The 25,186-nt window shown below is 43.6% G+C and carries 22 protein-coding genes; 13 read left to right on the top strand and 9 right to left on the bottom strand.

Annotation, left to right across the window (positions count from 1 at the left end):
• The first annotated feature begins 125 nt into the window (after positions 1-125).
• Positions 126-1,316: an amino acid aminotransferase gene (locus tag QUF19_RS06605; RefSeq protein WP_286297878.1), complete on the top strand. Its 1,191-nt coding sequence runs from the start codon at positions 126-128 to the stop codon at positions 1,314-1,316.
• Between the two features lie 122 nt (positions 1,317-1,438).
• Here the strand turns inward: QUF19_RS06605 and QUF19_RS06600 are convergent, their stop codons facing one another.
• Positions 1,439-2,083, bottom strand: a complete 645-nt coding sequence (locus QUF19_RS06600; protein ID WP_286297876.1) for a hypothetical protein — start codon at positions 2,081-2,083, stop codon at positions 1,439-1,441.
• Positions 2,084-2,233: 150 nt separating this feature from the next.
• On the opposite strand from QUF19_RS06600, the gene QUF19_RS06595 reads away from it, so the two are divergent.
• Positions 2,234-4,123, top strand: coding sequence for a DUF294 nucleotidyltransferase-like domain-containing protein (locus QUF19_RS06595; RefSeq protein ID WP_102439070.1), 1,890 nt, complete (start codon positions 2,234-2,236; stop codon positions 4,121-4,123).
• A 5-nt stretch (positions 4,124-4,128) separates the two neighbouring features.
• Entirely contained in the window at positions 4,129-4,845 is a 717-nt protein-coding gene (locus QUF19_RS06590; protein WP_017108213.1) for a 3'-5' exonuclease, read from the top strand.
• A gap of 90 nt (positions 4,846-4,935) precedes the next feature.
• Here QUF19_RS06590 and QUF19_RS06585 read toward each other — a convergent pair whose 3' ends face one another.
• Both QUF19_RS06585 and QUF19_RS06580 read right to left on the bottom strand, forming a co-directional pair.
• The gene (locus QUF19_RS06585) at positions 4,936-5,628 is read right to left on the bottom strand and encodes an MOSC domain-containing protein (RefSeq protein WP_286297872.1); all 693 of its coding nucleotides are present in this window, start codon (positions 5,626-5,628) and stop codon (positions 4,936-4,938) included.
• Between the two features lie 55 nt (positions 5,629-5,683).
• A complete protein-coding gene (locus QUF19_RS06580) occupies positions 5,684-5,926 on the bottom strand; it encodes a hypothetical protein (RefSeq protein ID WP_286297871.1) in 243 nt (80 codons plus the stop codon).
• An 87-nt stretch (positions 5,927-6,013) separates the two neighbouring features.
• Here QUF19_RS06580 and QUF19_RS06575 point away from each other — a divergent pair, with 87 nt between their 5' ends.
• Positions 6,014-6,826 (top strand): AraC family transcriptional regulator, encoded by an 813-nt coding sequence (locus tag QUF19_RS06575; protein ID WP_286297870.1) that lies wholly within the window; start codon positions 6,014-6,016, stop codon positions 6,824-6,826.
• Positions 6,827-6,874: 48 nt separating this feature from the next.
• Here QUF19_RS06575 and QUF19_RS06570 read toward each other — a convergent pair whose 3' ends face one another.
• From QUF19_RS06570 to QUF19_RS06555, 4 genes are all read right to left on the bottom strand, one after another.
• Positions 6,875-8,911 carry a diguanylate cyclase gene (locus QUF19_RS06570; protein ID WP_286298825.1) on the bottom strand — a complete coding sequence of 679 codons (2,037 nt, stop codon included), beginning with the start codon at positions 8,909-8,911 and terminating at the stop codon, positions 6,875-6,877.
• 20 nt (positions 8,912-8,931) lie between these two features.
• Entirely contained in the window at positions 8,932-10,080 is a 1,149-nt protein-coding gene (locus tag QUF19_RS06565) for a sugar ABC transporter substrate-binding protein (RefSeq protein WP_286297869.1), read from the bottom strand.
• Between the two features lie 366 nt (positions 10,081-10,446).
• Positions 10,447-11,541, bottom strand: a complete 1,095-nt coding sequence (gene serC / locus QUF19_RS06560; RefSeq protein WP_286297867.1) for a 3-phosphoserine/phosphohydroxythreonine transaminase — start codon at positions 11,539-11,541, stop codon at positions 10,447-10,449.
• Positions 11,542-11,703: 162 nt separating this feature from the next.
• Positions 11,704-12,966: a DUF945 family protein gene (locus QUF19_RS06555; RefSeq protein WP_102439056.1), complete on the bottom strand. Its 1,263-nt coding sequence runs from the start codon at positions 12,964-12,966 to the stop codon at positions 11,704-11,706.
• Between the two features lie 183 nt (positions 12,967-13,149).
• On the opposite strand from QUF19_RS06555, the gene QUF19_RS06550 reads away from it, so the two are divergent.
• From QUF19_RS06550 to QUF19_RS06540, 3 genes are all read left to right on the top strand, one after another.
• A complete protein-coding gene (locus tag QUF19_RS06550) occupies positions 13,150-15,093 on the top strand; it encodes an ATP-binding protein (RefSeq protein WP_286297864.1) in 1,944 nt (647 codons plus the stop codon).
• The gene (locus tag QUF19_RS06545; protein ID WP_286297861.1) at positions 15,086-15,583 is read left to right on the top strand and encodes a response regulator; all 498 of its coding nucleotides are present in this window, start codon (positions 15,086-15,088) and stop codon (positions 15,581-15,583) included. The genes QUF19_RS06550 and QUF19_RS06545 overlap by 8 nt, the downstream gene beginning before the upstream one ends.
• Before the next feature lie 208 nt (positions 15,584-15,791).
• Positions 15,792-16,334: a hypothetical protein gene (locus QUF19_RS06540; protein ID WP_017108221.1), complete on the top strand. Its 543-nt coding sequence runs from the start codon at positions 15,792-15,794 to the stop codon at positions 16,332-16,334.
• 161 nt (positions 16,335-16,495) lie between these two features.
• Here QUF19_RS06540 and QUF19_RS06535 read toward each other — a convergent pair whose 3' ends face one another.
• On the bottom strand, positions 16,496-17,077 hold the full coding sequence (locus QUF19_RS06535) for a TfoX/Sxy family DNA transformation protein (protein ID WP_017060401.1): 582 nt from the start codon (positions 17,075-17,077) through the stop codon (positions 16,496-16,498).
• 357 nt (positions 17,078-17,434) lie between these two features.
• On the opposite strand from QUF19_RS06535, the gene QUF19_RS06530 reads away from it, so the two are divergent.
• The 5 genes from QUF19_RS06530 (at position 17,435) to QUF19_RS06510 (ending at position 22,994) form a co-directional block, all read left to right on the top strand.
• Entirely contained in the window at positions 17,435-18,355 is a 921-nt protein-coding gene (locus QUF19_RS06530; protein ID WP_286297854.1) for an HDOD domain-containing protein, read from the top strand.
• Between the two features lie 55 nt (positions 18,356-18,410).
• The gene (locus tag QUF19_RS06525; protein WP_017111641.1) at positions 18,411-19,316 is read left to right on the top strand and encodes a LysO family transporter; all 906 of its coding nucleotides are present in this window, start codon (positions 18,411-18,413) and stop codon (positions 19,314-19,316) included.
• Positions 19,317-19,491: 175 nt separating this feature from the next.
• Positions 19,492-20,019 carry a hypothetical protein gene (locus QUF19_RS06520; protein WP_102439048.1) on the top strand — a complete coding sequence of 176 codons (528 nt, stop codon included), beginning with the start codon at positions 19,492-19,494 and terminating at the stop codon, positions 20,017-20,019.
• Positions 20,020-20,137: 118 nt separating this feature from the next.
• Positions 20,138-21,781, top strand: coding sequence for a pyridoxal-dependent aspartate 1-decarboxylase PanP (panP, locus tag QUF19_RS06515; RefSeq protein WP_286297849.1), 1,644 nt, complete (start codon positions 20,138-20,140; stop codon positions 21,779-21,781).
• 358 nt (positions 21,782-22,139) lie between these two features.
• On the top strand, positions 22,140-22,994 hold the full coding sequence (locus QUF19_RS06510) for a MurR/RpiR family transcriptional regulator (protein WP_004734686.1): 855 nt from the start codon (positions 22,140-22,142) through the stop codon (positions 22,992-22,994).
• Positions 22,995-23,131: 137 nt separating this feature from the next.
• Here the strand turns inward: QUF19_RS06510 and QUF19_RS06505 are convergent, their stop codons facing one another.
• Positions 23,132-24,433 (bottom strand): iron-containing alcohol dehydrogenase, encoded by a 1,302-nt coding sequence (locus QUF19_RS06505; protein ID WP_286297804.1) that lies wholly within the window; start codon positions 24,431-24,433, stop codon positions 23,132-23,134.
• Positions 24,434-24,839: 406 nt separating this feature from the next.
• Between QUF19_RS06505 and QUF19_RS06500 the strand changes: the two genes are divergently transcribed.
• Positions 24,840-25,103: a GrxA family glutaredoxin gene (locus QUF19_RS06500; protein WP_009847069.1), complete on the top strand. Its 264-nt coding sequence runs from the start codon at positions 24,840-24,842 to the stop codon at positions 25,101-25,103.
• Positions 25,104-25,186 lie beyond the last annotated feature (83 nt).

The following is a 25,186-nucleotide window of genomic DNA, read 5'->3' as shown; positions in this document are numbered from 1 at the left end:
TCAATAAATCTGATTGAAATGGATTTTTTTTAGCCTTTCTGTTCACTTCGTATTGTCTTAAAAATTCCATACAGGTATAACTACCCATAGATACTATCCCCTCTCAATTGACATGGATGAAGATTATGTTTGAAAAAGTGTTAGCTGCTCCCGCCGATCCTATCCTCGGCCTTACTGAAGAGTTTAAAAAAGACTCTCGTGCAGAGAAAATCAACCTTGGTGTTGGCATCTACAAAAATGAAGATGGTCAAACGCCTGTACTTAAAACAGTAAAGAAAGCAGAAGCTGCACTTCTTGAAAACGAAAAAACCAAATCTTACCTAACGATTGAAGGTACAGCTGAATACGGTCTAGCCGTTCAAAAACTTCTTTTCGGTTCAGACGCTGAGATCGTAACATCTCAACGCGCTAAAACAGCACAAGCTCCAGGTGGTACAGGTGCACTTCGCGTAGCGGGTGAATTCATCAAGCGCCAACTGGGCGACGTAAAAATCTGGATCAGTAACCCAACTTGGGCTAACCACAACGGCGTTTTCGCTGCTGCCGGTATCGAGACAGCTCAATACAGCTACTACAACGCTGAAACAAAAGACAAAGACTTCGCAGGCATGGTTGCTGACCTAGAGAAAGCTTCTGCTGGCGATATCGTTCTTCTTCACGGCTGCTGTCATAACCCAACAGGTATCGACCCAACAACTGAAGAGTGGGAAGCACTGGCTAAGCTAGTTGCTGAGAAGAAACTGCTTCCTCTATTCGATTTTGCTTACCAAGGTTTTGCAAAAGGCGTTGAAGAAGATGCGGCTGGCCTGCGTATTTTTGCTCAATACAACAAAGAAATTCTAGTCGCGAGCTCGTTCTCTAAAAACTTTGGTTTGTACAACGAACGTGTTGGGGCATTCACATTGGTTGCAGAGTCTGTAGATGTAGCAACAACAGCATTCTCTCAAGTTAAGAGCATCATCCGCTCTATCTACTCTAACCCACCAGCGCACGGCAGTGCTGTCGTTACTCACATCCTTGGTGATGCTGACCTACGTGCTGAATGGGAAGCAGAAGTAGCAGAAATGCGCGACCGTATCCAAGAGATGCGTGAGCTATTCGTAACAACACTGAAATCTGAAGGTGTTGATGCAGATTTCACATTCATCGAGCGTCAAAACGGCATGTTCTCGTTCTCTGGCCTAAGCAAAGAGCAAGTAACTCGTCTGAAAGATGAATTCGCAATCTACATTGTTGGTTCTGGCCGTATCAGTGTTGCTGGTATGACTAAGTCAAACATGGGTCCTCTATGTAAAGGTCTAGCTGCGGTTCTTTAATCGTAAAGCGAAACCTATATTTACAGACCAGAAACCTGCACTTGCAGACCAATAGATATGCAAAAGCCAGCGACTAAGCTGGCTTTTTTGTGTCTGTTTTTGACGTATTAGGTTTAATTAAGTTAGTACTCTAGGAAAAACTCAACACCCAATTCATTCGTCCTCTCGCTTCCACCTTTACTACCCTCACCATCTCGGTGTTGGTAAGAGCCACCAATCGCAAATTTGTTGGTCACGAGATAGCGCAAACCTAAATGGTAAATCTCTTCGTCGAACAAATCACTTCGATTTACCTGCACGCTACCATTCGCAATCCAACGCTTTGCAAAACCATAGTTAAGCTCGGCTTTTACACCTTGAACAAATTCAGTATCCGATTCAATGGTTTCATTGCTACCGTTAAGCTCCACCTCACCTTTAGTAATACCCAGCAAGTAAGAAGCGACAATATCCAAGTCTTTCTTGATGCTGTAACGATACCCAGCCCCTGCCATTAAGGTATCAATTCGAGTGGTACTTTCATCTGGGTGAATGAAGCGTGCGCTATAGTCTCCTAGCAACAACCAATCATCCGTCATGGTGTAACTCACCCCTAAACCAAACGACGAGGCGTTATTATTACCACCAGCGTCTTCATTCAAACTGCCCGAATGCGCTGTCGCATATATATGGTCATAATCAAGAATATCCACACCGTCAGTGGCTGCCCACAAACTTGGAGAAAACATAAAAACCGCAGATACAAAACTAAGCTTCCACTTCGACATTCCTATCATCCTTAAACTGTCACTCCATTAATTGAAAGGTTAGTCTATCCATAAGACTTTAAAAAGGTTTTAGCTCACAGATTGATTTGTGACGGCAAAATATTATCAAATGTTGTACCATGAAATCATACAAACTAATGGATGATCATTATGGATGCTGAGTTATTAGAGATTCAAAACTTTCTGGCACAATACCCCCCTTTCACAGAACTCCCTGAGGAGATGTTGGCGAAAGTGACCAGTAGCGTGGAAATTTCTTATTACCGCCAAGACACACCTATCATTCACTTTGGTGACCAGATTAATGATCTTTACATTGTTCGAAGCGGCGAAGTAGAAGTCTACCGTCGTAAAGGTGAGCTCTATAACCGTCTCGATGAAGGCCACTTGTTCGGCCAAATGGGGTTACTCACCAACAATAAAGTTCGCTTCCCCGTTAAGGCAACAGAAGACACTCTGCTCTACTGTATCCCTGAGCCTATTTTCCAAGAACTTTATGACAACTATGATTCATTCGCTGACTTTGTCGAAGTAGAAGATAACGCGCGACTGCGTCAGGCTAACTTAGACAGCAACGACGCCAACGATTTAACGACATCCAAGGTTAAAACACTGCTCACCAGTGAAGCACCGATGATCGAGAAAACGCGTACGATTCAGCAAGCTGCCACCATGATGGCCGAAGATAACGTATCTTCCCTACTGATTATCGACCCAGATATCGTTGAAGACGAAGAGGATGATTCGACACCCGTTATCGGTATTATCACCGACCGTGATTTATGTACACGTGTACTGGCTGAAGGTCTCGACCCATCGGATGAAGTCTCTAGCGTAATGACACCAGAGGTTATCTCACTCGACCATAATGCCTATGTATACGAAGCTATGATGACCATGCTTCGCTACAACGTGCATCACCTACCCGTGCTAAAAGATAAGAAGCCTATTGGTATTATCGAAGCGACCGATATCGTACGTTACGAATCTCAAAACTCGCTGTTATTGGTAAGCAGTATCTTCCAACAGCAAAGTATCGAAGACCTAAAAGTGCTTTCCGAACAAGTGAAAGACAGCTTTGTACGCTTGGTCAATGAAGATGCCAATGCCCACATGGTTGGCACCGCGATGTCAGTGATTGGCCGCAGCTTTAAACAACGTATTATCGAATTGGGTGAAGAGAAGTTAGGTAAATCACCAATCCCATACTGTTTCCTTGCATTAGGCTCTATGGGACGTGACGAGCAGTTGCTGGTCACAGACCAAGATAACGCCATCATTCTTGATGATACCTACGACGAAGCAAAACACGGTAAATACTTTGAAGAGCTTTCAAAGTTCATTTGTGACGGTTTAGACCAGTGTGGTTATGTTTACTGTACTGGTGACATCATGGCGACGAACCCAACTTGGCGCATGACACGTCGACAATGGGAAGAGTGCTTTGCTGATTGGATTGATGATCCAAACCCGAAGGCACTGCTGAACGCCTCTATCTTCTTTGATTTAGATGGCGTGTATGGCCGCTTGAAATGGGCTGAGCAATTGAACAGCTTCATCGTAAGACGTGCACGTAAGAACAACCGCTTCTTGGCGTGTCTTGCTCGTAACGCGCTCAACCGCACACCGCCTCTGGGTTTCTTCAAAGATTTCGTAATGGAGAAAGATGGCCGTCACAACAACTCGATCAACCTTAAACGTCGTGGCACCGCGCCACTCGCAGACTTGATTCGTGTTCACTCGTTAGCTGTTGCTTCTCGTTCGAAGAACTCATTTGAGCGTTTGGACGATATTATCGATGCCGGTATTTTGCCTAAAGGCAGAGCGCAAGATTTGAAAGACGCCATGGAGTTCATCTCTTTGGTTCGTATTCGTCACCAAGCGCATGATGTTGATAACAATATCGAGCCTGATAACAACATTGAACCAGAGAACTTATCTGACTTCGAACGACGCAATCTAAAGGACGCATTCCAAATTTTAAGTAATGCGCAAAACTTCCTTAAGTTCCGTTATCAAGCTAGCAATAAGTTTAAGTAGGACTTATGAACAAACTATTCAGATCACCTGCGGTCGATTGGCCATTTAAGTTTGCTCAGAAACTCGAACGCGCGCGAGACGACCGCTTAAAGCACTTTTACAGCCAGCCTCTTCCTGCGCCTGATACGCCACTTTCAGAAGTGACCTTCTTGGCTGTCGACTTTGAAACCACGGGGTTAAACCCAAACAAGGACGGCATCATTACCATTGGTTTAGTGCCATTTACGCTCAATCGCATCTACTTGCGACAAGCCAAACACTGGACGCTGAGACCAAAACAGAAGTTGGAAGAAGAGTCTGTCGTGATTCATGGCATCACTCACAATGACATCATTGATGCGCCAGACCTTAGCGAAGTGCTGGGCGAGATCTTAGAATCAATGGCAGGACATATCCCTGTGGTTCACTATCGTCGTATCGAACGTGACTTCTTGGATAATGCATTAAAGGTACGACTCGGAGAAGGCATTGAGTTCCCAGTCCTCGACACCCTCGAGATTGAATCTCAAATCCAGAATAAACTGGCTGGCGGCTTGTGGAATAAGCTAAAAGGTAAGAAGCCTGCTTCAGTGAGATTGGGTCAGAGTCGTCGTCGATACCACTTACCCGACTACACACCGCACCACGCGCTAACCGATGCTATTGCGACCGCTGAGCTACTCCAAGCGCAGATTGCTCATCACTTTGACTCTGAGATGCCTTTGAAGAACTTCTGGCTCTAATTGCCAATTAAGGCTTAAGTTAAACAGAGCGTATAAACATAAAGCCCACTAACTTCCATTAGTGGGCTTTATTGTTTTTCTCATCCGAGTTTATGCTGCTGTAGGGCCAACTAAACGCATCTCCCAATCTTCGACTTCACCGGTTTCTAGACGACGCTCAACCAGGTTGCCCCAAGATTCGACTAACGGTAGTTCAGCCATCTGACTTAACTCTTCTCTATCAAGGCTGCCAGTAAACACCGCGCCCATGATGCGCGCTAACGACCAATCTGGGTAAGGCCTTTCACACAGAATGATCTCATCGCCTGCGCCAATATCGCCTTCTTCCAAGACTCGGAAGTACCAACCCGTTCGAAGTGTGTCTTGCAGTCTTCTTGCCATATCGTTTTGATCGAATCGTACATTGAGCTTCCAACAAGGCATGCGCCCCTGTGAGACTTCCAATAAAGTTGAGCCAATACGAATCTTATCTTTCAAAAAAATGGATTGTTCTGTAATACCGCTTGAGCTTAGGTTCTCGCCAAATGCGCCTGCAAATTGGAAGATGTCTTTATCACCCAGTTCTTGCTGCCAAACTGGGTAGTGCTCGCTCGGGTAGATATGAAGGGCTTTTTGAATGCCGCCATGAAAGCGAGGATCACCTTGTTCATCATTGGTAAAACCCAGCTCTGTAGCGTACTGGCGCTCCGACAAAACCTGCTTATCAATAGCGCTATTTGCACCGTGCGCAAAAGTAACGGTTTTGCCTGCCAATACACTATTTACTACGCCTAACTTCTTCATATCTCTTCCTTCTTACCTGAAACTTATTTGCTGTTTTATACGAGCTAACGCCAACTTATTGCTCGCCCAGTGATTTAAATACCGGAACCGATGCTAATACTTCAATGTGGGTTTCAGTGCTCTTTAGATAACGTGTTTCGCTGTTCGAAAGCGATACATGACGCTGATAACCTTCTGTTTTCGGAAACTTAACCAAGACCGTTTCGAGCGATGCTTCACACTTGTTTTGATTAATGCCTTCAATATCGACCTTGAATAGTAGTTGGTTTTCTTTCGATATTTCAACTTGATATCGCATACGCGTGCCCTCTCTACTTCATTCACTTTGCCGGGCATGATAGCCTAGTCCCGCCACGTCAGAATAGGGATATAAAGACAGTTAACCATGCCAACCCGCCAAATAGATTCTCACTCCGGAATCATCACCTCAAATGAGATGATGGTCGCTAACCCGAATTCGCCCGCGTTGGTGAAGACCATCGACATGCCCAGGGGATACGTCGATGCAATGCACCAACATACGTGGCATCAAGTGATCTTCCCGATCAAAGGCCTACTGCAAACGAAAACCGAGCACTACCAACACCTTGTGCCCCATACTTCTGCTTTGTTTGTACCTGCAAGGATTCAACATGAATCTATCGCATTAAGCCATACGACGTTTGTCGGCATTTACCTTAATCCAGCCTTTGGTATTAAGTATGAACCTCAAGTTCGAACCATTACCCTGACGCCGTTTTTGAATGCACTATTGCAGGAAATTCGCAGACAGTGCGAAGGATTAGTGAGTGATGAAGAGGTATCGCGATTACTCTCGGTATTGCACGATCAGATCATCAAAGACAACATTCAGACATATCAATTGTTGCTTCCTGAAGACCGACGCTTGAAGCTTATATTTGAAGCGCTGACAGAGACGCCAACATTGGATTTGTCGCTAAAGGAGTGGGGAGAGAAAGTCGGTGCATCAGAGCGAACCTTGTCGCGATTATTCTCAAAAGAGTTCAACACATCATTTCAGTTGTGGCGACAACAAATCCGGCTGATTTATTCGTTGTCTTTACTCGATGAAGAGTTCTCAATCCAAAGTATTGCTGACCAAGTCGGCTATCAAAACGACTCGTCTTACATTAAAGCCTTCAAGGCGTCTTTTGATGTCACGCCACAGCAGTTTCGATTTAATGGTCGAAGAAGGTAGTAAAAGCCTATCTTTAAGCCCTGACTCTAATTTACAGGGTGACTTACGCTACTTTGCGACTTCAGCTAGATCTTGATAATAACGACGCTTTTGGCGATACATATCTTCATCCGCTTGAGAGAACAGCTGCTCGACTTCTGTCGATTCCGTTGACGCGACGCCAATCGAGAATCTAACCGGTATGCTAACGCCGACTTGCGTTTCGACGGCCTGGTCGATTTGATCCGTGTACAGCTGCTCAGCGAGTTGGTGAGGGTCTTGCGCGTGTTGCTCATCAGGCTTCAAAGTAAGAATGGCAAACTCATCACCACCTAATCGATACAGATTACTGGTATGGCTTAACCGATTACGAATCACATCCGTACAGCCTTTGATCAACTCATCACCCACCGCATGTCCATACTGATCATTGGCGCTCTTTAGTCCATTAATGTCAATGATCAGCAAAGACAAACTCTCTTTGTACTCTGTAGCACGTTGCTTAGAGAAATCCAGATCCTCGTCGAAGGCTTTACGGTTATAGCACCCTGTTGGCATGTTGATGCGAGTAATGTTCTCAAGCTCTATCCAACCAGCTAACTGTTTTTGGTATAGGTCGAAAATCAATAAGTCTTCCTCACTCAGTAAACCAAAGTCCTGAGACGAGAAGTAACCAATCGTGGTGCCTTTTGAATCTTTTAAATCTTTTAAATCTTTTAAATCTTTTAAATCTTTTAAATCTTTTAAATCTTTGTAGCGACTAGTCATGTCGCTATCAGCAATATCGCCATGAGAAATGTCACCATGAGCAATGTCGCCATCAGAAACAGAGTTAAAGCTGAATTGGATTAAGCTGTCAGGAAGTAACGATTCCAGCTGTTGATTCACCAACTCAGGAATCAAGCGATACTCGACACTTTGTCTCATAGAAGCAAACTTAACGATCTTAAGAATACGGTTTTTCTGAGACTCTTCACGGGATAATGAATGCGTTAATTTACTCGTTTTATCTTCCACCGTTTGCTCTAGCTGTGTGTTAAAACTTTCAAGCTTGTGGTTGTTCTCTTTGATCTGTTGATAGGCGGATCTCAACTGATCATTACGTACCGTCAGTTCACTCAATTGACTCTGTATTCGAGACCACATCTTTTCCAATAAACGGCTAAATACAGTGAACTCAGTAAAACGATGCTTATCTGGATTGTGCTCAGGAGGCTGATTGTTTGAGTAGGACTCCACCGAACCTGTGAGCAAATTAAGTTGTCTCGAAAAGGCGCGATTCAACATCAACGCGAAGACAATTGCGACGGCTAATGTCGCAAATAATATTCGAACAAACACTACCTGAGATTGCTGCATCTCCCGTAAACGAGCACTGTCCGATACATGGTGTTTCACCGCTAATGTTAGTGCTTCTGAAAACAGCTTATTGTCGTTAGAGATTAACTGGGTGCCTGTTTGTTCAGTTTTATCGCTAACCGAAGCCAAATAATCAAACTCCACTGACTCATTGTCATATAGGAAAGGCGCTACTTTAGACTCTAATCGGTCGTAGCCCATCAGCACTACAAGATAGCCTTGCGGCGTATAACTTGAGCCCTCTATCAACCGATACGGCAAAATTGGCGCGACAAAAACGATACCTGAATCCGCGTTATCGGCGATTTCCGGTTCGATAAACTCAGCATGAAACAACTTACCTTGCTTGTACGCAGACTCAGGACGCTTCAAATCCTCAAGTAACTGACTTTGTTCAAAATGATACAAGCTACCTTTGCTGTCATAAATGGGCTTCCAGTGACTATCCAATATATAGGTTGCGGACACGCTATCGGCTAGTGCGTTAAAGCTTTCCATCTTGTCCCACACAACACTAGAGAAAAAGATATTCCCACCCGCTTTAATCAATGAACGATCTTGCGAATACCACTGCGTGAGACTGGCTGTAAGGTTGAGCTGCTCTTGCACCGTTTGCTGAATACCCGCCGTTGAGTTGGCGAGCTTGATCTCTTTTTGTTCGAGAGAGCTTTCATTCTGCTTATTCAGTATCAGTTGACCGGCTAGATAAACTGGGAATAACGAACACGCCAAGAACACCAAACCCATGGAGTATTTCAATGAAAGTTTCAATCGCCAGACCTCATGTTCGCTGAATAGTAACTTACAAAGTCATCGTAAAATTTGTTCAGCTCTTGCTTCGGCATTCCCGACTTATATCGCTCATACGCTCGTGCCGTAGCTTCCCATACGATCGCCATTTTGTAGTCACTCGACATCATTTGCGATGATTGAAATTCATCGTACATATTAGAGAAAGTGGTGTTCCCTTCTTCAACACGGCGTTGGTTCACCTCACGAAATGGCGAGATCATCGCGTTTGAATGCGCCAAATAAGTAAAACTGTTCGATTGTAAGTACTGAACAACTTCTTTTAATGCTTCTCTTTTCTCTGGGTTGTTCATCCCTTTCTTTGTGATCGCGAAAATCTTGGCACCACTAAATGAAGACATCGCCTTGTCGCGATAGGTAGGTAAAGAGTTCACATGTAAGTGCTCGCCATACGCCAGATCTAGTTCGCTAAAAGCCCAATCGCCATCAATCAAAAACTCGACTTCACCAGCAATGAAACGTTGCCTCGCACATGTCTCATTGCAAGATGCTTCAATGGTTTTGGCTTTCTCAAGCTTATCGATGAACTCAAAAATTGAGACCAAACCTTCCCCATCAATGTTTCTTGATGAAAGCATGTCTTGAGAAAACAGTTGGAAGAACGCCAGATAGAAGTACATGTTTGGATTTGGGAACAAAACACTGGCACGCTTCGAAACAGATGAGAGTTGAATCAACTCTTCCCAAGTAATGGCACGGTCTTGTGGCTTGTTCGAATACAGAACTAACTGGTTACCAATTCCGACTGGTAACGCCTTAAGTTCACCATTAATCACCACTGCATCAAGGGCTTTTTTCTCATAGCGCGAAGTATCGACCCAAGCGGAAGGTAACGTTGCTAACTCGATATACTCAGTAAGCCCCAAGAAATCAGAAGGCACCCAAATGACATCAGGAAAGGTATTGTCTCGAGGGTCTGCGACAAGAAGCTCTGAGCGGATACTGTTGATATCAAATGGTCGTATTTCGACACGGTGATCAGTCATCGATTCGATGTGTTCTTTAACATAATCAGCGGTTTCGTAATTGATACCTGCCCATATTTCGAGCGTAGAGGCGCAAGTAACCACGGGGAACAACGCCGCTAATATACTCAAAAATCTCACACCTAATTCCTCATGGCGAAAAGTATCATGTCTCGAATGACGCCAGAAATCATCAAGAATGGTGATGATATTGGCTGTTGGGGTTCGTCGTTACTTTGGGGCAAGACGTTATATAGTAAAAGGTCAGTAATAAACAGAAAAACCAAGCTATCTGTTCATTTTTCTATCGATACGAGTTGCCCTCCTCCGATAACAACCAAACCTTTTTGTTCAGCTTAACTCTGAACAACACAGTGCAACATATCATACCCTTTATGCTTTTTTAGGCAAAAAAAAAATGCCGCAAAAGCGGCATTCATCTCGTTTAGTACATCTGACACAATCCAAAGCAAGGATGCTATTTATTGTTCAAACTTCTGTTATTGATTAAGCGTATTTATCTTCGAAGTCTTTCATGAAGCTGACTAGTACTTGCACGCCTTCCAAAGACATCGCGTTGTAAAGTGAAGCTCTCATTCCGCCTACCGCTCTGTGACCTTTTAGCGATTTCAGACCAGCAGCGTCAGCCAGTTCTAAAAACTTAGCGTCTAGTTCTGGTTTCGCTAATTGGAAAGGCACGTTCATTCTTGAACGGTTTGCTGTATGAACGTCGTTTTTGTAGAAAGCAGAATCATCAATCGCGTTGTAAAGTAGCGCTGCTTTTTCTTGGTTAACACGTTCCATCGCTTCAACACCACCTTGAGCTTTCAACCATTTGAAAACTAAGCCAGATAAGTACCATGCGTAGGTTGGTGGCGTGTTGAACATTGAGTCTTTTTCAGCAAGCACTTTGTAGTTCAGAATGCTCGGCAGCACGTCGTTTGCTAGTTCTAGTAGGTCATCACGCACGATAGCAATGCAGATGCCTGCAGGGCCAATGTTCTTTTGAGCGCCCGCGTAAATAACACCATACTGAGAAACATCGATTTTGCGAGACAAGATGTTAGATGACATGTCAGCAACGATTGGCTTATCTGTTTGCGGAAGCTCACTGATTTCGATGCCATCGATGGTTTCATTTGGACAAAAGTGCACGTATGCCGCTTCTGGGTCAATTTTCCAATCTTTAGCCGGAACAACAGCCGCTTTGCCATCAATCGATGTCTTAGCATTAAATACGTCGATTTCGCAGTACTTACTTGCTTCAGTCACCGCACTTTCAGCCCAGTAACCCGCATCAATGTAAGTTGCTTTCGTCGCGTCGCCTAGAAGGTTTAGAGGAACAGCAGCGAATTGAGCACGAGCGCCCCCCTGACAGAAAAGCACTTTATAGTTGTCTGGGATGTTCAGAAGATCACGTAGGTCTTGCTCAGACTCATCGGCAACTTGAATAAACTCTTTGCTGCGATGGCTGATTTCCATAACGGAAGTGCCTAAACCATTCCAATCAATGAAGTCCGCTTGTGCTTGTTTCATTACCGGTTTAGGCAGTGCCGCTGGGCCAGCACTAAAGTTGAATACGTTATCTAATGTAAGTTCCATGGGGATGATTGCTCCTGCTAAATAATAACTATGCAAGTAATACCATGTTTTACCCAACATAAAAACAACAAAAGAGGTCTTAAGACCTCTTTTGTTTCGTACCGTACAAAATGTTTAACTTAACCCGTTAGATCGCCCTATCAGTATTAAGCCCGACTCTTTTTATTGAACAAAAGCCGGCATAAGCAGTGCAATTAATGGAATTTCTTGTCCATTTTCAAACACTAGATTTCCATTCTCTAGGTCAGCCGTGATTTCATAACCACTTTCTGTTTGCTTGATCATTTCCATCACGATCAATTCGTCGATCCCTTCACGGATGAATGGGTATTCTTCGACAAGTTCATTTGAGAAGCTAGATTGAACATTACCGGTTAATGCAGGAACAATCATTGAAGGGTTGCTGCTGATGTTCTCTGTGCCTTCCGGTACGCTCACCAACCACTTAGATTCAAACTGACCCTTGCCTAATTCTAACGACATATTGTTCATTGAAAGGTCGAAGCCTTTAGCAAACAGTACATCGATGAACGGAATGATCTCAGCCACATCTTCTTGCGTCAGAACAGGATTCGCCTGGTAAATTTCAAAGATTTTCTCAAACGACTGGCTATCTAGTTTCGACATTTCAAAATCGACGTTTAGATTGTTCAACTGGCCTTCGTTGGTTTCGATGTTGGCGATATCGAGCTTAAGGCTGCTGCTCAAGCGCTTAGTCGCTTCATCTAGATGCGATTCAAAATCGTACTTAGAGTTTTCGATGGTCATGAATGGCTGCATTGCAGAATCTGAAATCAAGAAGCTATCAATAGTAAAATTCTGCGTGCCTAACCAGTAACCTTTCGCTTGCTGGCCTGAACCAATACCTTTTAGGTTAGATAGTGTCACCTCTTCACCCGTTTCAAAATCAATTTGAACCGATGGGATAGAAAGCTCGTAATCGACCTGCCCTAATACAGTGGCATGGCCAGACAGATTCGACTTCGTGATAGAGACCGAGGTGCCATTTTCTTCTGAGCCTTGGTGATTGAACTGGCTTAACTCGAAGTTGAAATCCGTGTTGCCGTTTAGCTCAGTGCTGGTAGTCAGAGTAAGAGGTAAAATATCAGTATTCTCAAACGTCGACAGCGCGTTTAAGCTCACCAAACCATGGCTAACTGCACTATTAATGACAAACTCACTTGGTAAGCCGTCGAGCGCAAGTTGCTCTTTCAAGCTCTCATCCGTCACAGTTACGCGAGTGGTTACATTAGAAGAAAGATAACCTCTATCGTATTCCACGATCTCAGCTTGAATGCTTGAATTGTTAAGCTTTGCAACGCCATCTGTAATTGCGTTTTGTCCAATTTGCCCAACCGCAAGTGGCCAACAAAGTGCCAATGCGATTGCTCCGCCAATTGCGCCAATTTTTCTTAACTGTTCCATGAGTTCTCTTTCTACACTAGTCTGTTTTTTTTAGTCTAACCCATCAGTAGCAAACAAGAAACATTGAGTTAAATCAGTCTATTGCTCGATACTTCAATTCCCTCAACAAATTAACGGCTAGCTCTCATCCTTATTAAGCGCTTCTTGGTAGGCTAGAAGCGTCGCTACTACTAAGGTTGAACCGTGAATCAATACGCTGTTATTTGTTTGGACAATAATCCGGTGAGCATTGAAAGAATACGCTCGGAGCTGGCTCCGTTGTCTTATGTATTCGACATTTATACTGCTGAGAACTTAGAAGACGCGCATCACGCATTAGAAGATATCCACGACAATCACCAAACCGTCGCCTTGGTGATCTCTCACCATCATTCTGAATTCAATGGTGTGCAATTTCTGATTGAACTTGAACAGCTGCCTCATAGTAATACCGCAAGAACGATATTGGTGAGCGCCTCGTCAGACATTCAATCCATTCTAACCGCAGTGAACGAAGGTAGGCTCAACCACTGCCTAACCAAACCGGTTCAAGATCAGGTTCTCTTCAAATCAGCACAAAAAGAGCTGACTTCTTTTGTCATCGAGTACGACCCAGAAAACCTTTTGTCTTACAGTGATGCGTTGGATCAACAACGCTTACTAAGAGCACACATCGAACAAAAGATTCATTCGTTCCAATCTGGGTTCATTCACGATTACCACCAGCTTTCTGACAACGCCCTTGCTGAGCGTGTCGTCAATGCTTTGCAGGATGTCTTTTCGAAAGACGACAAAACCAAAGCCATTCGTGATTACTCGCCAGAACATCTGCTGACTGTAGAAGGTGAAGACAATCGCTTTCTTTGGTTAATCATTGAAGGTGAAGCCGCTCTCTATAAAAAAGATGAGCTGGGGCAACAACGCGAAGTTGTGCGTCACTCTAAGGGCAACATTGTTGGCGGGATGTCATTCGTGACAGGTGAACCTTCATTCTCTACTGCGATCACCCTAACCCAGACACGAGTGATCAAGCTCGATAAAGATAGCTTTGCTCAGGTTATGCATTCAAACAATACCCTGCTCCCGCTCTTTACTAACCTGTTACTCCGTCACTTTAATCGCCGTTTGCAACGAAGCATCACCAATAAGATCAAGCTGCAACAAACACTGGAATCATTGGAATCAGCCCATCAACAATTGATTGAGAAAGAGAAGATGGCGATGCTGGGTCAGCTTGTAGCGGGTGTTGCTCATGAGTTGAACAACCCGATTGCAGCGATCTTGCGAAGTATTGAAACCTTATCTGAACATCTCGACCAGATACTCGAAAACTCGTCACTCCCAGAATCGAATAAAGGGACGGAAGTATTAGCACACTCAAAATTGGCTAAGCCTCTATCCACGGCGCAAGAGAGACAACTCGTTAAGCACCTCTCATCGACTATCGATGATCGTACGCTCGCTAAAAAAGCCGTGAGACTGAACTTGAGCCAAGACTCTGTGGTTTTAGATACCTTAAAAGACTCCCCTATTGCGGGCAAAGAACTGCTTAACGACTTAGAGCATTACCATTATGTAGGAAACTCTATTCGTTCGATTCAAGTGTGCAGCAAGCGCATTGCCGATATGGTGAAAAGCCTAAAAAGCTACGCCCGAGAAGATGAAGAAGTGCGTCACTACGCGGATATCCATGAAGGACTAGAAGACACCTTAGTGATCTTTGAAAACAGACTTAAACATCATCAACTCGAAAAACACTACGACACCGACCTTCCGCCTTTATTGTGCCAGTCACTCGCATTACAACAAGTTTGGACAAACCTTATCTCCAATGCACTGGATGCGCTTTCAGAGCGAGGAACAGTCTCTATCACCACCTCTCAACAAACAGAGGGAGACGACACTTTTTTAGTGGTGCAAATATCAGACACTGGCCACGGCATCGCCAAGGAAGACATCAACACTATTTTCAACCCAAACTTCACCACCAAAAAAGAAGGCAACTTTGGCTTAGGGATTGGGTTATCCATTTCTCAACAAATCGTTTCGGCTCATCAAGGTTTTATTTTGGTCGAGTCTGAGGTAGGTAGCCATACTCACATGCAAGTGTGGCTTCCGTTCAAACAAGAAGGAGCACCTCATGAATAAGTACCTAATTTTATGTGTCGATGATGAACCTGAAGTTCTCAACAGTGTCCTTCAAGACTTAGCGCCATTTGAAGAAAACTTTATTGTTGAAGGAGCCGAATCGGTCGATGAAGCCAAGCAAGTGATTAAAGAAATGGGACAAGATGGTATTAAGCTCGCCTTAATTTTGTGTGACCACATCATGCCTGACAAAACGGGCATCGATTTTCTCATCGAGCTAAACCAGCACGACTCGACGCAACCAACGCGCAAACTGCTGCTCACAGGCCAAGCCGGGCTTGAAGACACAGTAACGGCCATCAATAATGCTGCACTTGATTTCTATATCTCTAAGCCTTGGCGAGGCGACCAGCTCAGAGACACGATCACACAACAGCTAACCGACTTCGTGATTGCCAATGACAAGCAGTTATTGAACTGGACGTCAGTCTTAGATACCGAACGTATCCTTACCGCGATGGCGAATAAACGGACAAGTTTTGGAGAGTAACGCTTAATTTTTTGTGAATCGCCCGAAAACATGAGATCTCAGTTACAGAGTGATACATAATTTGCTCATTTTTTGGCTAATTGACAAATGATTCGCATTTTTATGGATTACTTTTCCGTGAGTTAGATTAAACTGTCTCAATGTTTATGGTTTGCCTGATTTTTCTCAAACCAAAGGAATTAACACTAATTAAAGGTTTACGGTCGTTATGCGCAAAATTCTACTTACTACCGCTATGCTATTGGCTTCTAGCCCAGCACTAGCTGTTGATGAACAACCACAAGTAATGAGTAACTTTAACTACGATTACTTTGAAGCACGTATCGGTGCTAGCCCAGTAACATTTGGTGGTGCGTTCAGTAAGTCAATTCACCCGAATGCTCACGCTATAGCACGTATCGATTCAGAATTTGAAGGCGATTACGACTCAGCTGTAGGACTTGGTTTCCACGCTCCATTAAACAACTGGGCTGACCTAACTGGTGAAATGCTAGCGCGTATCGTTCAGCCTGAAAACTCAAGCTCTACTGATATCGGTATGGAAATCAACGTTGGTGTTCGCCAATGGCTTGGTCCACAACTAGAAGTGGGCGGTAAAGGTGGTTACGTTTCAATCGATGACAACGATGATTGGACAGGTTCTGTTTACGCTCGTTTCCACTCTACAGAGCTATTCTCTCTAGGTGCTGAAGCTCGTATCAACGACTTCTACGGTGATCAACTTATGTTCACTGCTCGTTTCAAGTACTAATACTTAGCGAGACAGCCCTAGCAAATAAGCTCTCCATGAGCTCTTAGCCTTTTGATACTTAGTCTTTTAAGAAATCCGGCTAAAACAGAAACAAAAAAACCGAGGATATTCCTCGGTTTTTATTTATTAACAGTAATCTTAAGCATAGAGGGATGACTTCTTTAGTGGCAGCTCTTCAATAATTGCTGCTTGCGTGGTTCTTGCAATAGTTTCCAGTGGATACCATCAATTGCGCCCGCAAATTTCCAAAGTAGTTTTAGGTCAACATCATTGCCGTACGCTTCGCGAACCTTATTAAACACTTCAGGCGCGCCTAACTGCATAAACATTGAAACATCATCAACACCTGCTTTTTTCACCATGCGCTCTAATGTGAGTTGCATGTTTGGAAGATCTCTCAATCTACGGCTAGCGGATGATTTTTTGAAGCTACGTTGTTGAATTGAATTATCGATTGAAGTACGAATAATGCTATCCAATTCAGGATGTTCACATGTAAACAGATCCGTAATATCGTAGTAATTTACGGTTGCTGTTGTCTGCTTTTTCACATGACGATACTTTTCACAATCAAGATCCGTCAGTTTTTTATCTAATGACTTGCCACCTCTAATAAATAAACAACCTTCACTCAACAAAGCGAACATAGCGTCATTTTGAAAGAGGCCAATACCTCCGAACATAGAACGTTTTTGATGCTCACCAAATTGATTCACGTAATTAATAAATGCTGTCTCGGTCATATCCGTTGATCCTTAATCAAATTACCCCGATTAGGTTGATCACCAGACAAGCAGCTTTTTTATGCGAAAAATGTTAAATCTATTTTTTATTGTTTAGGTGAATATTATGATTTCGTTTTTCACCTTTAAATAAATGATACTTTGAAAAGAAAAATAAGTCTGGACTTAGTTCACATCCATCAATTGAGTATTCTGGTTTTTCATGATTGACATCACAGTAAAACATCAAAATATGAATGGTTTTTGATGTTTGGTGATACATCGGTTCAAGTTTTCTAGGTTTATGAGGCCCGATGAGTATTGCCTCGCAGCATCGCGGCTTGTAAAATAGGTCCACATACATTTTTTACTTTTTATATGAATCATTTATCGTTTTTCTGGCTACCACAAAATAAGGCTCTTCTCTTAAAGGGTCTAGAATCCGAGTTTGCCCAACTTGTTGGCCATTCTATCTCAGCGGGAAAAATAACCCTTCCTCCTATCCCTGAAGTCGTTTTAAAAATTCAAAAATTATGCACCCAAGATTCAACGGGCATTGCCGAGGTTGCTGAGTGCTTACTTGAAGACCCTGGCCTAACGGCTATTGTGATTCGCGTTGCTAATTCTGTGGTATTTAACAGACGGAATATCACCTGTGTCGACATTATGACGGCAGTATCACGCTTAGGGATATTGAGAGTAAGAGATATCGTCACTGCCCAAGCTATCGAACAGCTTAAGCATTCTGTGAATCTAAACCACGAATGTAATCAGGTTTTGGTGCAAAGCGCTTCTATCTCAAAAGAACTTGGCGCGACGATGGTACTGGTTACCAATAGCTTCAAAGAACTGTCCCCTATCGAATATCGCTACCTCGAGCATGAGAAATCTCTACTCGTCGGGCTATTAGCCGATATTGGTTTGTTCTGCCTAGTAAGTGAGTATCATCTCTATCTCGAAAATGGGAACTACCTAGACCACGATATCGCTCTGCAAATATTCCAAGGCCAATGCTCTGCAACCAGTAAGCTAGTTCTTAGACGTTGGGGATTCGACAGTGACTTCATTGATGTGTGTAGTAACACCATCAATCAGCAAGAAGAGCGCGAAGTGTCTTATCTTGATATTGCACGAATTGCCAATCACCTTTTGATGTTTAGAAACAAGGATGAAAACATCGATGAACATGAAGTGGAGCTTAATGTCACGGGTGCCGAAGTTCTTTATAAACTAAGCAACTTGAGTAAAAATGATTTTAATGCAAAGCTAAGCGACGTTATCAACGCTAGCGGCTTCTAAGCCATCGTAAAATTGCTAAGTAGTTGTAATAGTAAGTAAATGCAAAAGGGAAAGCATGTTTACAGGGATGATCTTTATATTTGCGCCACTCGTCGTGGGGTATCTTTTTTCTATATCAAACACTCAGACGTTAGAGTTCATTAATCGCTCGACGTCTAGGCTGATCTACGTAATCCTATCGCTTATGGGGCTGAGCTTAGCCGCGCTCGATAACCTAGGCAGTAATCTACAGACAATCCTTCTTTATACTGTCACTTTCTTTGTCTGTTTAAGCGTATGCAACCTAATGGCGCTGCCAGCAATCGATAAATTACTGCCGCTTAAAACTGACAGCAGCCAGAAAAAGCTCCCCCTATCATCAATGGCGATGGAATCTGCAAAATTGATTCTGGTGGTCGGTTCTGGCCTCATTGCGGGCTTAGTTCTCCCAATAGGGCTTGATTGGGTCGACACTGCAAGTGAATGGATTCTATTCGTTCTTCTGTTCTTTATTGGCATTCAACTGCGCAATAGCGGATTGACCCTCAGACAAATCTTACTGAACAAACACGGCATGGTGATCGCTCTTACGATTATCGTGACCTCAATGATCGGTGGCGTGATTGCCGCTTACTTACTTGATATACCCCTCTTTAAAGCTTTAGCAATGTCATCCGGATTCGGTTGGTATTCCCTGGCAGGCATTCTAATGGGTGACGCTTTTGGCCCAGTCTATGGTGGTGCATCGTTCATGCTTGAGCTACTAAGAGAGTTGGTGGCCCTAGTGCTGATCCCGGTGCTGATTCGCAGTTATCCGTGTACTTCTATTGGCTATGCTGGTGCAACCGCAATGGACTTCACCTTGCCTGTCATTCAAACAACAGGCGGCGTTCGATGTGTCCCTATCGCCATCGTCAGCGGGTTTATATTGAGTCTTCTCGTCCCGATTATGATGTTGTTCTTTGTATCTCTTGCTAACTAGATCGCAGGAATAGCGATTGTTTTAGATTAGAATGCATTTCTTAGTACCAAAGCCCAAGATACCGATACAGTTACCGAAATAAAAAGACACTAAGTGTCATTGCTCAACAAATAATGATCACGGTACTCTGTAACGACAAAGTTCTAAAAAGAATAAACTTACAAAAGGAACCACTATGAAACGCCTTTGCGTCGCATTACTGCTAGCTTCAACTTCTACTTTCTCTTTTGCAGCAGATTCAATGTCTGAAACAAACCAATGCCAATCAACAAAGTATGATGCATACATCGACGCTTCTTTGAATTGGTATGCTGATCTTGCTGCATTAACGTCTGAGCAATATCCAGAGCTCAAAGAAGTAAGTGAGTGGTTCCTAGAAGGTCGTAAACACCATTTTGAACTCAACCGCGCTGCGGTAAACTACTACTTAGTGAATGATTCAAGCAAAGTTGCGACAGCACAGTCGGTTGAAGGTTGGTTACAACTAGAACAGCACGATATTAAAACGCTTTCAACACGTGATGATGAGCTTGGCAAAATTGCTAAGCAGACGTTCGATGACCGTCAATCAACCCCTCACGCTCAAAACTACGAGCTACGTTCAGCGTTTGCTGAGCTACTGAGCCACCCTAAGCAAATCGATACTGCACTGCAGCGTTACAACCAGTCGATTGCTAAACTTGAAGCGATCAAGTGTAAATAACCCTTGATTTACTATGCTTTTGTGGGAAGTTGGATTTCATAATTAAGACGGGACATTGTTCCCGTTTTCGTTTAAATTGTCCCGCTCGCGTCAATATAAGAAAAATAACTCGCTTGCTATGGTTACGGAACAAAAAACAGCAGATGTTAGCTTCGACAGTCTTCTACGTATCTTTACAGTACCTGAAGGCCCAGATTCAACACTCACTCAAATCGAAGACAAACTTTCACGAAACCTGAATCAATTCTTACGTGAACACATTGTGGCTGAAGAAAAGCCATTGCGTGAGATTGAGAAAGATTTTTCGAATGCTCATATCCCTGAGCAGCCTGAGTTTGTTTCAGAACATACCGAGCATCTCCTCGATTCTCTCGTATCTCATTCTGTACATACGTCGTCGCCAAGTTTTATTGGCCACATGACGTCTGCACTACCCTATTTCCTGATGCCGCTGTCTAAAATCATGATTGCGTTGAATCAGAATCTAGTAAAAATCGAAACGTCAAAAGCTTTCACTCCTCTTGAACGCCAAGTTTTGGGGATGTTGCACCGTTTGATCTATCAAGACAGCGACCAGTTTTATTCTCGTTGGATGCACAGCGCCAACCACTCTTTAGGTGCGTTTTGTTCTGGCGGTACCATCGCGAACATTACTGCGCTTTGGGTTGCTCGTAATAATGCATTGAAAGCGCAAGGCTCGTTCAAAGGTGTAGAGAAAGAAGGCTTGTTCAAAGCCATGAAGCACTACGACTACGAAGGTCTCGCTATCTTGGTTTCTGAACGCGGTCACTACTCTTTGAAAAAAGCAGCCGATGTACTCGGTATTGGCCAAGAAGGCCTTGTTTCAGTAAAAACGGATAACAATAACCGTATTTGCACTGACGACCTGAGACTCAAGATCGAGCAGCTTAAGCAGAACAAGATTAAGCCTTTTGCCGTGATTGGCGTAGCGGGTACGACCGAAACTGGCAATATCGACCCTCTAAGAGAAATTGCAGAGGTATGTGCCGAGTCTGACTGCCACTTCCACGTGGATGCAGCTTGGGGGGGCGCAACGCTGATGTCGAACAATCACCGTCATTTACTTGATGGTATTGAGTTAGCGGACTCTGTCACAATAGACGCGCATAAACAGCTCTACATCCCTATGGGTGCGGGTATGGTTTTGTTTAAGAAGCCAGACGCGATGACAGCGATTGAACATCATGCTCAATACATATTGCGTAAGGGTTCGAAAGACCTAGGTAGCCACACTCTAGAAGGCTCTCGTTCCGGTATGGCGATGCTCGTTTATGCGTCAATGCATATCATCAGCCGCCCTGGCTATGAGCTGCTGATCGACCAAAGCATCAACAAAGCACGTTATTTCGCTGACCTGATTAAAGAACAAAGTGATTTTGAGTTAGTGTCCGAGCCAGAGCTGTGCCTACTGACGTATCGCTATCTCCCTGAATCAGTAAAAGCCGCCTTGCTAAAAGCTGGTGCTCAACAACGTGTTGAATTGAATGAGTTACTCAATGAGCTCACTAAATTTATTCAGAAGAAACAGCGTGAAACTGGCAAGTCTTTTGTTTCCAGAACCCGCTTGAATCCAGAAGCTTGGTCACATCAGCCGATCATTGTTTTCCGTGTTGTATTGGCAAACCCGCTTACAGGCAACGAGATACTCACCTCTGTTCTTGAAGAACAGCGTGCAATCTCTAAACTTGCACCAAACCTGATGGGCAAAATCAATAAACTGGTTACGCAAATCAACGCATAGTCATTCAATTTTAGTTGCATCAATTTGAAAATTTCTTTCTTTTTGATGTAACTAAGCTGTCAGTTCATACTCAATTTGCATTCTTTTTGCTCAAACTCTCTTCCAATTCTGTAGTTTTCTAAAATTTTGTTGAGGTTTGTCATATTCTTAAGCATTCATGCCGTGTTTTTGTATTAGTTAATAGTATGTTGGGTTTATACTGACTCTATGGTGCTAGTTAGCTTGATATCCATTTGACGCAGCAGTAATTACAAACCTCTCATTGTTTTAGGTTCTGTTTTACTGATATTTGCTTCAGCCATACCCCCTGGTAAACGATATTAACTAGCAAGTTGTTCTCTATACCCTCGTGAACACTATGAATACATTAGAAAAAATACAAAAAAACCTGGAAAATTTCAGCAAGTCTGAGCGTAAAGTAGCCGAAGTAATTATGGCTTCCCCTCAAACTGCAATTCATTCTAGCATTGCTACCTTAGCTAAAATGGCTGACGTAAGTGAGCCTACAGTTAACCGCTTCTGTCGTCGTTTAGACACAAAGGGCTTCCCTGACTTTAAACTTCACCTAGCTCAAAGCTTGGCGAACGGTACACCTTACGTGAACCGTAATGTTGAAGAAGACGATGGCCCTGATGCTTATACACATAAGATTTTCGAATCGACTATGGCTTGTCTGGATGTTGCTAAAAACAGTCTAGACGCGATGCAAGTAAACCGAGCTGTTGACTTGCTAACTCAAGCAAAACGCATTTCGTTTTTTGGCCTGGGTGCATCTTCTGCCGTAGCGAAAGACGCTCAAAACAAGTTTATTCGTTTTAATATCCCAATCACGTGTTTTGAAGACATTGTGATGCAACGAATGAGCTGCATTAACTGCAGTGATAACGATGTTATTGTTCTTATCTCTCACACTGGCCGTACTAAAAGCCAAGTTGAGATTGCGAACCTGGCTCGTGAAAACGGCGCGACCGTTATTGCTATCACAGCAAAAGATTCTCCTCTAGATAAAGCGAGCTCGTTGTCTATTTCTCTGGATGTTCCAGAAGACACTGACGTTTACATGCCAATGGCAAGCCGCGTTGTTCAGATGACTGTTATCGACGTGTTAGCGACAGGCTTTACGCTTCGTCGTGGTTCTGGCTTCAGAGAGAACCTAAAGCGTGTGAAAGAGTCACTTCGTGATTCACGTTACGAGAAATACTCTCAGTTCTAATCTGCGAAGACAGAACTGAAAACACATGAACTGATAACCAGTTGAATTGAAAAACGGAGCCTAGTGCTCCGTTTTTATTTGTCCTGAGTTAGCTTAGCTTTCTCGTTATATGTGTTTTATGTTTTTGCTTTCTGCTATTAGATCGTCCAGCTATTACCTTTCTCTACGACATTATTCTCAGACGCATAAGAGTTAATAATAGTAAAACTCGACTCCGTAGCCTGTTCTGGGGCTATTTGAGCTGTTTGATTCATCGAGGCTGTCTCATGGTATTCCCCTCCACAACCGCATTCCGCACAAACCTGCTGAAGAATATGTACAAGCCTCTCTTGATTCAACGGTAAAGGGTTTCCTTTTATCGCAACAGATTTAAGCGCGTCGGAAGACACCTCATCAAACTGAGCTTCACAGACACCAAACTCCAGTAGGCTTGGAAGCTTTAGCGTGTCCAACACTTCAGATAACCAAGAAATCGCGTCTTCCTCTTTTGCCTCAATACTTCCAGTAACAATCTGAGCAATTCGTTGATAGCGCGCTAAGATGTCACTTCTTTGTTGCTCTCTCGCAACTGCGATATTCTCCATCATCACAAATGGCGCTAAGCGTGCTGTTATAACACTGTGTGGCGCGGATATCTTACCCCCTAACGCAGAAGCTAATCCGTGCGCAGCTCCAAGCTTGGCATTGGTTATTGCCATACCACCGAGCATAGAAGCAAAGGCAAGATCAGAGCGAGCTTGAGGTTCATCATAAACGCACGCTTTAACCACAGAGCCACTTAACTTACGTAACCCTTCCTCACAGATCATATCGGTGAGCGAATTAGGTTCACCACACACATAAGCTTCCATTAGATGCGTAAAGGCATCCATCGCGCCACGTCCTGATAAATACAAGTTGGTGCCGTACGTTAAGGTCGGGTCGACAATCGCCACGTCGGCTAACATATCGGGGCTTCGAAGGCTGATTTTGACTTGATCTTGTCCAGACTTAAGCACGGCGTTTTTAGTGACTTCAGCGCCGGTGCTCGCTGTTGTAGGAATCGCGATGAACGGCAGTGGTTTAGCCTTGAGTGGTACATTCCGACCGACAACTTCCACATAGTCGTATAAGTTACCTTGATTCGGTAAAACAGCTGCTAACGCTTTCCCCATATCAATTGCACTGCCTCCACCCATTGCAACCACCATATCAGGCTTAAATCGGCGTGCCGAAGTGGCGGCCTCTTCGACCATTTTGATATTGGGTTCACCGGAAACGGCAATGTGTTGATAGCGCATGCTTTGCGCATCGAGATAATCGGTGACCAGTGAAGTGCGTTCTAACGTGTTGCCAGTAACCAATAACACGCTGTAGCCGTATTGATTAAAGAGGGACAATGAAGCCTGAAGTGCTCCATCACCAAAGATGATCTTTGTAGGTGTCATAAATTGAAACATGGTGCCTCCTGCGCCTATGACCAAACAAAACTGCGAACTCTTGGTTATTGGAATTTAGCCTTTGTATCGTGCATCACTATTAAGATGCCTCGTTCTGTAGGAGCTTTTTTTGACGAGGTGCAACTTGTGGCATTAAAGATGGATTAAAGTCGTATTTTTAGGGGTAATTCACACTCTCAATTTGTGGGTACTCAACGATGGTGACGGGCAGTTTGCGAGCCCCTTTCTATTTATGGTGAATATTTGCGCTGATAGGTAAAAGCTATCGTATTAAGAGGCAATTCCATCTTTATTTCCCCATAGCATTGAGGCATAGTTGGTTTTAAGAAATTTTGAGTGGCATTCACTAAAGAATAGTTAACATAATAGAGTTAACGAGCCTCATCCCGTATTTAGGAGAAATTAAATGTTTGTAGTTATTTTTGGTCGCCCTGCTTGCCCATTCTGTGTTCGTGCAAAAGAGCATGCTGAAACTCTTAAAGCTAAACGCGATGACTTCAACTACCGTTACGTTGACATCCACGCTGAAGGCATCAGCAAAGCTGACCTAGAGAAGACTGTTGGTAAGCCAGTAGACACAGTGCCACAAATCTTCATCGATCAAGACCACATCGGCGGCTGCACAGAATTTGAAGCATACGCAAAAGAAAACCTAGGTCTTTTCGACTAAGCTAAGACTTCTCTTACGAGATCCAAGGCTAAAGCCTAAAACAGCTAACCAATTTTAGAATTAGACTGTACGATTTATATGAA

It is taken from the genome of Vibrio sp. FE10 (assembly GCF_030297155.1).
Lineage (GTDB): Bacteria > Pseudomonadota > Gammaproteobacteria > Enterobacterales > Vibrionaceae > Vibrio > Vibrio apostichopi.
Note: the sequence above shows the minus strand (reverse complement) of the source record. Positions and strands in the feature narration are given on the sequence as shown.

Excerpts from the sequence above, each read along its gene's own strand:
- QUF19_RS06605 (WP_286297878.1), top strand. The coding sequence starts at position 126 with ATGTTTGAAAAAGTGTTAGCTGCTCCCGCCGATCCTATCCTCGGCCTT.
- QUF19_RS06525 (WP_017111641.1), top strand. The coding sequence starts at position 18,411 with ATGTTTACAGGGATGATCTTTATATTTGCGCCACTCGTCGTGGGGTAT.
- QUF19_RS06520 (WP_102439048.1), top strand. The coding sequence starts at position 19,492 with ATGAAACGCCTTTGCGTCGCATTACTGCTAGCTTCAACTTCTACTTTC.
- QUF19_RS06535 (WP_017060401.1), bottom strand. The coding sequence starts at position 17,077 with ATGACCGAGACAGCATTTATTAATTACGTGAATCAATTTGGTGAGCAT.
- QUF19_RS06530 (WP_286297854.1), top strand. The coding sequence starts at position 17,435 with ATGAATCATTTATCGTTTTTCTGGCTACCACAAAATAAGGCTCTTCTC.
- QUF19_RS06585 (WP_286297872.1), bottom strand. The coding sequence starts at position 5,628 with ATGAAGAAGTTAGGCGTAGTAAATAGTGTATTGGCAGGCAAAACCGTT.
- QUF19_RS06570 (WP_286298825.1), bottom strand. The coding sequence starts at position 8,911 with ATGGGTTTGGTGTTCTTGGCGTGTTCGTTATTCCCAGTTTATCTAGCC.
- QUF19_RS06600 (WP_286297876.1), bottom strand. The coding sequence starts at position 2,083 with ATGTCGAAGTGGAAGCTTAGTTTTGTATCTGCGGTTTTTATGTTTTCT.
- QUF19_RS06540 (WP_017108221.1), top strand. The coding sequence starts at position 15,792 with ATGCGCAAAATTCTACTTACTACCGCTATGCTATTGGCTTCTAGCCCA.
- QUF19_RS06595 (WP_102439070.1), top strand. The coding sequence starts at position 2,234 with ATGGATGCTGAGTTATTAGAGATTCAAAACTTTCTGGCACAATACCCC.
- QUF19_RS06510 (WP_004734686.1), top strand. The coding sequence starts at position 22,140 with ATGAATACATTAGAAAAAATACAAAAAAACCTGGAAAATTTCAGCAAG.
- QUF19_RS06505 (WP_286297804.1), bottom strand. The coding sequence starts at position 24,433 with ATGTTTCAATTTATGACACCTACAAAGATCATCTTTGGTGATGGAGCA.
- QUF19_RS06555 (WP_102439056.1), bottom strand. The coding sequence starts at position 12,966 with ATGGAACAGTTAAGAAAAATTGGCGCAATTGGCGGAGCAATCGCATTG.
- QUF19_RS06580 (WP_286297871.1), bottom strand. The coding sequence starts at position 5,926 with ATGCGATATCAAGTTGAAATATCGAAAGAAAACCAACTACTATTCAAG.
- serC (WP_286297867.1), bottom strand. The coding sequence starts at position 11,541 with ATGGAACTTACATTAGATAACGTATTCAACTTTAGTGCTGGCCCAGCG.
- QUF19_RS06575 (WP_286297870.1), top strand. The coding sequence starts at position 6,014 with ATGCCAACCCGCCAAATAGATTCTCACTCCGGAATCATCACCTCAAAT.
- QUF19_RS06500 (WP_009847069.1), top strand. The coding sequence starts at position 24,840 with ATGTTTGTAGTTATTTTTGGTCGCCCTGCTTGCCCATTCTGTGTTCGT.
- panP (WP_286297849.1), top strand. The coding sequence starts at position 20,138 with ATGGTTACGGAACAAAAAACAGCAGATGTTAGCTTCGACAGTCTTCTA.
- QUF19_RS06590 (WP_017108213.1), top strand. The coding sequence starts at position 4,129 with ATGAACAAACTATTCAGATCACCTGCGGTCGATTGGCCATTTAAGTTT.
- QUF19_RS06545 (WP_286297861.1), top strand. The coding sequence starts at position 15,086 with ATGAATAAGTACCTAATTTTATGTGTCGATGATGAACCTGAAGTTCTC.